The 7,446-nt window shown below is 70.0% G+C and carries 6 protein-coding genes and 1 pseudogene; 5 read left to right on the top strand and 2 right to left on the bottom strand.

Going from position 1 to position 7,446, the window contains the following annotated elements:
* Positions 1-526 (bottom strand): annotated as a pseudogene (locus ACFU99_RS25975) (Fe-S oxidoreductase); the annotation flags it as partial.
* A gap of 412 nt (positions 527-938) precedes the next feature.
* On the opposite strand from ACFU99_RS25975, the gene dnaK reads away from it, so the two are divergent.
* Genes dnaK through ACFU99_RS25955 form a run of 4 tightly spaced genes read left to right on the top strand, consistent with a single transcriptional unit; the run spans position 939 to position 5,171 of the window.
* A complete protein-coding gene (gene dnaK / locus ACFU99_RS25970) occupies positions 939-2,807 on the top strand; it encodes a molecular chaperone DnaK (protein ID WP_384396042.1) in 1,869 nt (622 codons plus the stop codon).
* Positions 2,804-3,466: a nucleotide exchange factor GrpE gene (grpE, locus tag ACFU99_RS25965; RefSeq protein ID WP_384396039.1), complete on the top strand. Its 663-nt coding sequence runs from the start codon at positions 2,804-2,806 to the stop codon at positions 3,464-3,466. Before dnaK ends, grpE begins: the two co-directional genes overlap by 4 nt.
* Positions 3,467-3,508: 42 nt before the next feature.
* Complete coding sequence (gene dnaJ, locus ACFU99_RS25960; protein ID WP_384396036.1) at positions 3,509-4,702, top strand: molecular chaperone DnaJ; 1,194 nt, start codon at positions 3,509-3,511, stop codon at positions 4,700-4,702.
* 1 nt (position 4,703) lies between these two features.
* Entirely contained in the window at positions 4,704-5,171 is a 468-nt protein-coding gene (locus ACFU99_RS25955) for a heat shock protein transcriptional repressor HspR (protein ID WP_363128322.1), read from the top strand.
* A 58-nt stretch (positions 5,172-5,229) separates the two neighbouring features.
* Here the strand turns inward: ACFU99_RS25955 and ACFU99_RS25950 are convergent, their stop codons facing one another.
* Positions 5,230-5,634: a pyridoxamine 5'-phosphate oxidase family protein gene (locus tag ACFU99_RS25950; RefSeq protein WP_384396033.1), complete on the bottom strand. Its 405-nt coding sequence runs from the start codon at positions 5,632-5,634 to the stop codon at positions 5,230-5,232.
* Between the two features lie 248 nt (positions 5,635-5,882).
* Between ACFU99_RS25950 and ACFU99_RS25945 the strand changes: the two genes are divergently transcribed.
* Positions 5,883-7,446, top strand: a 1,564-nt coding sequence (locus ACFU99_RS25945) for a Clp protease N-terminal domain-containing protein (protein ID WP_384396030.1), incomplete at its 3' end; no start/stop codon positions are given.

Below are 7,446 nucleotides of genomic sequence, written 5' to 3'. Positions count from 1 at the left end.
CCTCCAGGGCGTGCAGCGTCAGGATGCAGACGCCGACGATGAGGATGACGGCCTCGACGAAGTACGCCTGGCCGAAGTTGGAGCCCGCGAAGCGGGACTTGCGGCCCGCGCCGCCGGGGCGGCTCAGCTGCCGGATGACGATCAGGGTCAGGATGCCGAGCGTCGTCATCAGGCCGAGGAACTCGACGAAGACGTTGTACGGGGCCCAGTCGCCGATCACCGGCAGGATCCAGTCGGCCTTGAAGAGCTGGCCGATGGCGTTGACGATCGTCAGGAGCAGCGAGAAGAAGCCCACCGCGACGAACCAGTGCGCCACGCCGACGACGCCCCAGCGGTTCATGCGGGTGTGGCCGAGGAACTCCTTGGCCACGGTGAGGGTGCGCTGCTTGGGATCGTCGGTCCGGGAGCCGGCGGGTACGGGTTGGCCGAGCCTCACGAAGCGGTAGATCTGCGCGATGGCACGGCCGAACAGCGCGACGCCCACCACGATGAGGACCAGCGACACGATGATCGCGGCGAGTTGCATGGGATGGCTCCTCGGGCCTGCGAGAGCGGGGGACTACTGGGGATTGCCTGGTACTTCCGGCGACTACCGGCGACTACTGGTGATTACCGGGGACTACCGGGGGCTACCGGGATTACTAAGCAGTAACTTTTTAGGTCTGCGCTGAGGTTACCCAGTATCGGCGGCACCATGAAGCCGCCCGGCCGGTGATCTGTGTCGCCCAGTGGACCCTTCCCGTGGCTCCGCGGGGGCTCCGCGGGGGCTCCGCCCGGCGCCCGAAGGGCGCTTGGGGGCCGCCGCTCGCTGCCGAGCCGCCCGCGCTGACTATAAGGCCCGTATAAAAGTTGAGCGAGCCAGACTCAGGTCTGTTGACAGGTTTGAATCGGTGTTGCACTCTTGAGCCTGTTCCACTCAAGTCAGCTGGAGGATCGAAATGGCACGTGCGGTCGGCATCGACCTGGGTACGACGAACTCCGTCGTCAGTGTTCTCGAAGGCGGTGAGCCCACCGTCATCACCAACGCCGAGGGCGCCAGGACCACGCCGTCCGTCGTCGCCTTCGCCAAGAACGGCGAGGTGCTCGTCGGCGAGGTCGCCAAGCGCCAGGCTGTCACCAACGTCGACAGGACCATCCGGTCGGTCAAGCGCCACATGGGCACCGACTGGAAGATCGCCATCGACGGCAAGGACTTCAACCCGCAGCAGATGAGCGCCTTCATCCTGCAGAAGTTGAAGCGCGACGCCGAGGCGTACCTCGGCGAGAAGGTCGTCGACGCGGTCATCACCGTCCCGGCGTACTTCAACGACTCCGAGCGCCAGGCCACCAAGGAGGCCGGCGAGATCGCGGGTCTCAACGTCCTGCGTATTGTCAACGAGCCGACCGCGGCCGCCCTCGCCTACGGGCTGGAGAAGGACGACCAGACCATTCTGGTCTTCGACCTCGGCGGCGGCACCTTCGACGTCTCGCTCCTTGAGATCGGCGACGGCGTGGTGGAGGTCAAGGCCACGAACGGCGACAACCACCTCGGCGGCGACGACTGGGACCAGCGCGTCGTGGACTACCTGGTCAAGCAGTTCCAGAACGGTCACGGCGTCGACCTGTCCAAGGACAAGATGGCCCTCCAGCGCCTCCGCGAGGCCGCTGAGAAGGCGAAGATCGAGCTGTCCTCGTCCACCGAGACGACGATCAACCTCCCGTACATCACGGCGTCCGCCGAGGGCCCGCTGCACCTGGACGAGAAGCTCACCCGCTCGCAGTTCCAGCAGCTCACCGCGGACCTCCTGGAGCGCTGCAAGACGCCGTTCCACAACGTCATCAAGGACGCCGGCATCTCGCTGTCCGAGATCGACCACGTCGTCCTCGTCGGCGGCTCGACCCGTATGCCCGCCGTCGCGGAGCTCGTCAAGGAGCTGACCGGCGGCCAGGACGCCAACAAGGGCGTCAACCCGGACGAGGTCGTCGCCATCGGCGCCGCCCTCCAGGCCGGTGTCCTCAAGGGCGAGGTCAAGGACGTCCTGCTGCTCGATGTCACCCCGCTGTCGCTGGGCATCGAGACCAAGGGCGGCATCATGACCAAGCTCATCGAGCGCAACACCACGATCCCGACCAAGCGGTCCGAGATCTTCACGACGGCCGAGGACAACCAGCCGTCCGTGCAGATCCAGGTCTACCAGGGCGAGCGCGAGATCGCGGCGTACAACAAGAAGCTCGGGATGTTCGAGCTGACCGGTCTGCCGCCGGCCCCCCGCGGCGTCCCGCAGGTCGAGGTCACCTTCGACATCGACGCCAACGGAATCATGCACGTGGCCGCGAAGGACCTCGGCACGGGCAAGGAGCAGCGGATGACCGTCACGGGCGGCTCCTCGCTGCCCAAGGACGAGGTCGACCGCATGCGCCAGGAGGCCGAGCAGTACGCGGAGGAGGACCACAAGCGCCGCGAGGCCGCCGAGTCCCGTAACCAGGGCGAGCAGCTCGTCTACCAGACGGAGAAGTTCCTCAAGGACAACGAGGACAAGGTCCCGGGCGACGTCAAGACCGAGGTCGAGACCGCCGTGGCCGACCTGAAGGAGAAGCTCAAGGGCGAGGACTCGGCCGCGATCCGCGAGTCGACCGAGAAGGTCGCCGCGGTCAGCCAGAAGCTGGGCCAGGCCATGTACGCGGGCGCCGAGGGCGCGGGTGCGGCCGGAGCCGCGGGCGCCGAGGGCGCTGTCCCCGGCGGCGAGCAGCAGGCCAAGGCCGAGGACGACGTCGTGGACGCCGAGATCGTCGACGACGAGAAGCCCAAGAAGGACGGTGCGGCGTGACGGAGGAGACCCCGGGCTTCGACGAGAAGTCCGACGTTCCCTCCGACGCCGCAGCCCCTGACGACGCGGCGCAGGGCGCCGGGTCCGCCGACAAGGCGGACTCGGCGGCCCCGGCCGGGGACGCACCGCAGGACATCGCTCTGACCGCGCAGCTGGACCAGGCCCGTACGGCGCTCAACGAGCGCACCGCGGACCTCCAGCGGCTTCAGGCGGAGTACCAGAACTACCGTCGTCGCGTGGAGCGGGACCGGGCCGCCGTCAAGGAGATCGCCACGGCGAACCTCCTGGCCGAGCTGCTCCCCGTGCTCGACGACATCGGCCGGGCCCGGGACCACGGCGAGCTGGTCGGCGGCTTCAAGTCCGTCGCCGAGTCGCTGGAGACGGTGGCGGCCAAGCTGGGTCTCCAGCAGTTCGGCAAGGAGGGCGAGCCCTTCGACCCGCTGGTGCACGAGGCCCTGATGCACAGTTACGCGCCCGATGTCACCGAGACCACGTGCGTGTCGATCCTCCAGCCCGGGTACCGGATCGGAGAGCGTACGATCCGCCCGGCCAGGGTCGCGGTCGCCGAACCGCAGCCCGGCGCGCAGGCCAAGTCCGATGAGGGCTCGGCCGACGCGGATGGCGCTGATGAGGAGAGCGGTGGCCCGAAAGAGGGCTGACGTGCGGCAAGAGGACAGCGGCCGGGAGGAGGGACGTCGGGGATGAGCACCAAGGACTTCGTCGAGAAGGACTATTACAAGGTCCTCGGCGTCCCGAAGGACGCCACCGAAGCAGAGATCAAGAAGGCGTACCGGAAGCTCGCCCGCGAGTACCACCCGGACGCCAACAAGGGCGACGCCAAGGCGGAGGACCGCTTCAAGGAGATCTCCGAGGCGAACGACGTCCTGGCGGACCCCAAGCGCCGCAAGGAGTACGACGAGGCGCGCACCCTCTTCGGCAACGGCGGCTTCCGGGCCGGGCCCGGCGGCCAGGGCGGCGGCGGATCGTTCAACTTCGATCTGGGCGACCTCTTCGGGGGCGCCCAGGGCGGGCCGCAGGGCGGCGGCGGGGCCGGCGGCTTCGGCGGCGGCCTCGGGGACGTGTTCGGCGGCCTGTTCAACCGCGGCGCCGGTACGGGCACGCGCACACAGCCGCGCCGCGGCCAGGACATCGAGTCCGAGGTGACGCTCAGCTTCACCGAGGCCGTCGACGGGGCCACGGTCCCGCTGCGGATGTCGTCGTCCGCGGCGTGCAAGGCGTGCGCCGGCACGGGCGACAAGAACGGCACCCCGCGCGTCTGCCCGACGTGCGTGGGCACCGGCCAGGTCTCCCGCGGCTCGGGCGGCGGCTTCTCGCTCACCGACCCGTGCCCGGACTGCAAGGGGCGCGGGCTGATCCCCGAGAACCCCTGCGACGTCTGCAAGGGCAGCGGCCGTGCCACGTCCTCGCGCACGATGCAGGTCCGCATCCCCGCGGGCGTCTCGGACGGGCAGCGCATCCGGCTGCGCGGCAAGGGCGCGCCGGGGGAGCGCGGCGGGCCGAACGGCGATCTGTACGTCGTCGTGCACGTCGACGCGCACCCCGTCTTCGGGCGCAAGGGCGACAACCTCACCGTCACCGTGCCGGTCACCTTCCCGGAGGCGGCGCTCGGCGGCGAGGTGAAGGTCCCCACGCTCGGGGGCCCGGCCGTCACCCTGAAGATCCCGGCGGGCACGCCCAACGGCCGTACGATGCGCGCCCGCGGCAAGGGCGCGGTGCGCAAGGACGGCACCCGCGGGGACCTGCTGGTCACCGTGGAGGTCACCGTGCCGCAGCACCTTGACGACAAGGCGCGGGACACGCTGGAGTCCTATCGCGAGGCGACCGCGGGCGACGACCCGCGGGCAGAGCTGTTCCAGGCCGCGAAGGGAGCTTGAGATGGACGGCCGAGGCGGGCGCAGCCGGCGCACTCCTATGTCGAATCCTTATCAGTTGACCGAAGAGTCGCCGGTGTACGTGATCTCGGTGGCGGCGCAGCTGTCCGGTCTGCATCCGCAGACGCTCCGTCAGTACGACCGGCTCGGCCTGGTCTCCCCGGACCGCACGCCCGGCCGGGGGCGGCGCTATTCGGCGCGCGACATCGAGCTGCTGCGCACGGTGCAGCAGCTGAGCCAGGACGAGGGCATCAACCTGGCGGGGATCAAGCGGATCATCGAGCTGGAGAACCAGGTGGCCGCGCTCCAGGCGCGCGTCGCCGAGCTCTCGCAGGCGGTGGACGGCGCGGCCGCGGCGATGCGGCAGCGCGAGGCGCAGGTGCACGCCTCGTACCGGCGCGACCTGGTCCCGTACCAGGACGTGCAGCAGACCAGCGCACTCGTGGTCTGGCGGCCGAAGCGCCCGGAGTGACGTGCCGATGACGATGGGGCCGAGGAGATTCTCCTCGGCCCCATCGTCGTACGTACGCTCAGACCCGCCCGAGCGCCCTGGTCACGGTGATCTCGATGACGACGCGCTCGGGGTTGGGGGCGGGCGTACGGTCGTACCGCTCGCTGTGCCGGGCGACGGCGTCCGCGACCCGCTCGGGCTCCGTACGCACCACCGCCACCCCCTCCAGTGTCGCCCACCGCTTCCCCTCGAACTGACACACCGCGACCATGGCCCCCTCCGGCCCCGCCGCCCGCACATTGACGGCCTTGGCGCTCCCCCCGCGCGTGATGATCCGCGCGATCCCGGCCTCGTGGTCGTACGTCACGCACACGGGCACCACGTGCGGTCCGCCGTCCGGGCGCGGGGTGGTGAGGGTGCAGACATGGCGTTCCCGCCAGAAGTCGAGGTACTCGGGGGCGGGGGCGCTGAGGTCGTGGGCCATGGGGGAAGGGTATGCGGGCGGCATCCCGGGGCGCGGCCAAACCCCGCGCCCCCGCGCGCAAGCGCGGTGTCGCCCGCGGCCAGCGGTGGCGGGGGGATCTGTGGGCCGGTTCACTCGTAAGAGACGTAGATCTGTTCGGGAGGATGGCCAATCTTGGGGTTGAGTGGAATAGACTCAACTTACTGCATGCTGTAGTAGGCAGGGCAGGACGGTATGCATGAGCCGAGCACGAGGAGGAGTACGCCGACGTGGAAGCCGAGCTGACGAACAAGAGCCGGGAGGCGCTGAGCGCCGCGAATGACCGGGCCGTGTCCGCGGGGCATGCGGATATGACGCCGGCGCATCTGCTCATCGCGCTTCTGGCGGGCCAGGAGAACGAGAACATCCTGGATCTGCTGGCCGCCGTCGAGGCCGACGCCGTGGTGCTGCGGACCGGGGCCGACCGGCAGCTGGCGGCGCTGCCGAGCGTGCAGGGCTCCACCGTCGCGCCGCCGCAGCCCAACCGGGACCTGCTGGCCGCCATCGCCGACGCCTCGCAGCGGGCGAAGGAGCTGGGCGACGCGTACATCTCCACCGAGCACCTGCTCATCGGGCTCGCCGCCAAGGGCGGGCAGACCGGGGAGCTGCTGGACCAGCAGGGCGCCTCCGCCAAGAAGCTGCTGGACGCGTTCGAGACCGCGAGGGGCGGGCAGCGGGTGACCAATCCGGACCCGGAGGGCACGTACAAGGCGCTGGAGAAGTTCGGCACGGACTTCACGGCCGCCGCCCGCGAGGGCAAGCTCGACCCGGTCATCGGCCGGGACCAGGAGATCCGCCGCGTCGTGCAGGTGCTCTCCCGGCGCACCAAGAACAACCCCGTCCTCATCGGCGAGCCCGGCGTCGGCAAGACCGCCGTCGTCGAGGGGCTCGCGCAGCGGATAGTGAAGGGCGACGTCCCCGAGTCGCTGAAGAACAAGCGGCTCGTCTCGCTCGACCTCGGCGCGATGGTCGCCGGCGCCAAGTACCGCGGTGAGTTCGAGGAGCGGCTCAAGACCGTCCTCGCGGAGATCAAGTCCAGCGACGGCCAGATCATCACCTTCATCGACGAGCTGCACACCGTCGTCGGCGCGGGCGCCGGCGGCGACTCCGCCATGGACGCGGGCAACATGCTCAAGCCCATGCTCGCCCGCGGCGAGCTGCGGATGGTCGGCGCCACCACCCTGGACGAGTACCGCGAGCGGATCGAGAAGGACCCCGCCCTGGAGCGCCGCTTCCAGCAGGTGCTGGTCGCCGAGCCCAGCGTCGAGGACTCCATCGCTATCCTCCGCGGCCTCAAGGGCCGCTACGAGGCGCACCACAAGGTGCAGATTGCCGACTCCGCCCTGGTCGCCGCCGCCACCCTCTCCGACCGCTACATCACCTCCCGCTTCCTCCCGGACAAGGCCATCGACCTCGTCGACGAGGCCGCCTCCCGGCTCCGCATGGAGATCGACTCCTCGCCCGTCGAGATCGACGAGCTCCAGCGCTCCGTGGACCGGCTCAAGATGGAGGAGCTGGCCCTCAAGAACGAGTCCGACCCCGCCTCCAAGCAGCGCCTGGACAAGCTCCGCCGCGACCTCGCCGACAAGGAGGAGGAGCTGCGCGGCCTCACCGCCCGCTGGGAGAAGGAGAAGCAGTCCCTCAACCGCGTCGGAGAGCTGAAGGAGAAGCTCGACGAGCTGCGCGGCCAGGCCGAGCGCGCCCAGCGCGACGGCGACTTCGACGCCGCCTCCAAGCTGCTCTACGGCGAGATCCCGGGCCTGGAGCGCGAGCTGGAGGAGGCCGCCGCCGCCG

It is taken from the genome of Streptomyces sp. NPDC057654 (assembly GCF_042800135.1).
Lineage (GTDB): Bacteria > Actinomycetota > Actinomycetes > Streptomycetales > Streptomycetaceae > Streptomyces.
This window is presented reverse-complemented; position numbering and strand designations above follow the sequence as displayed.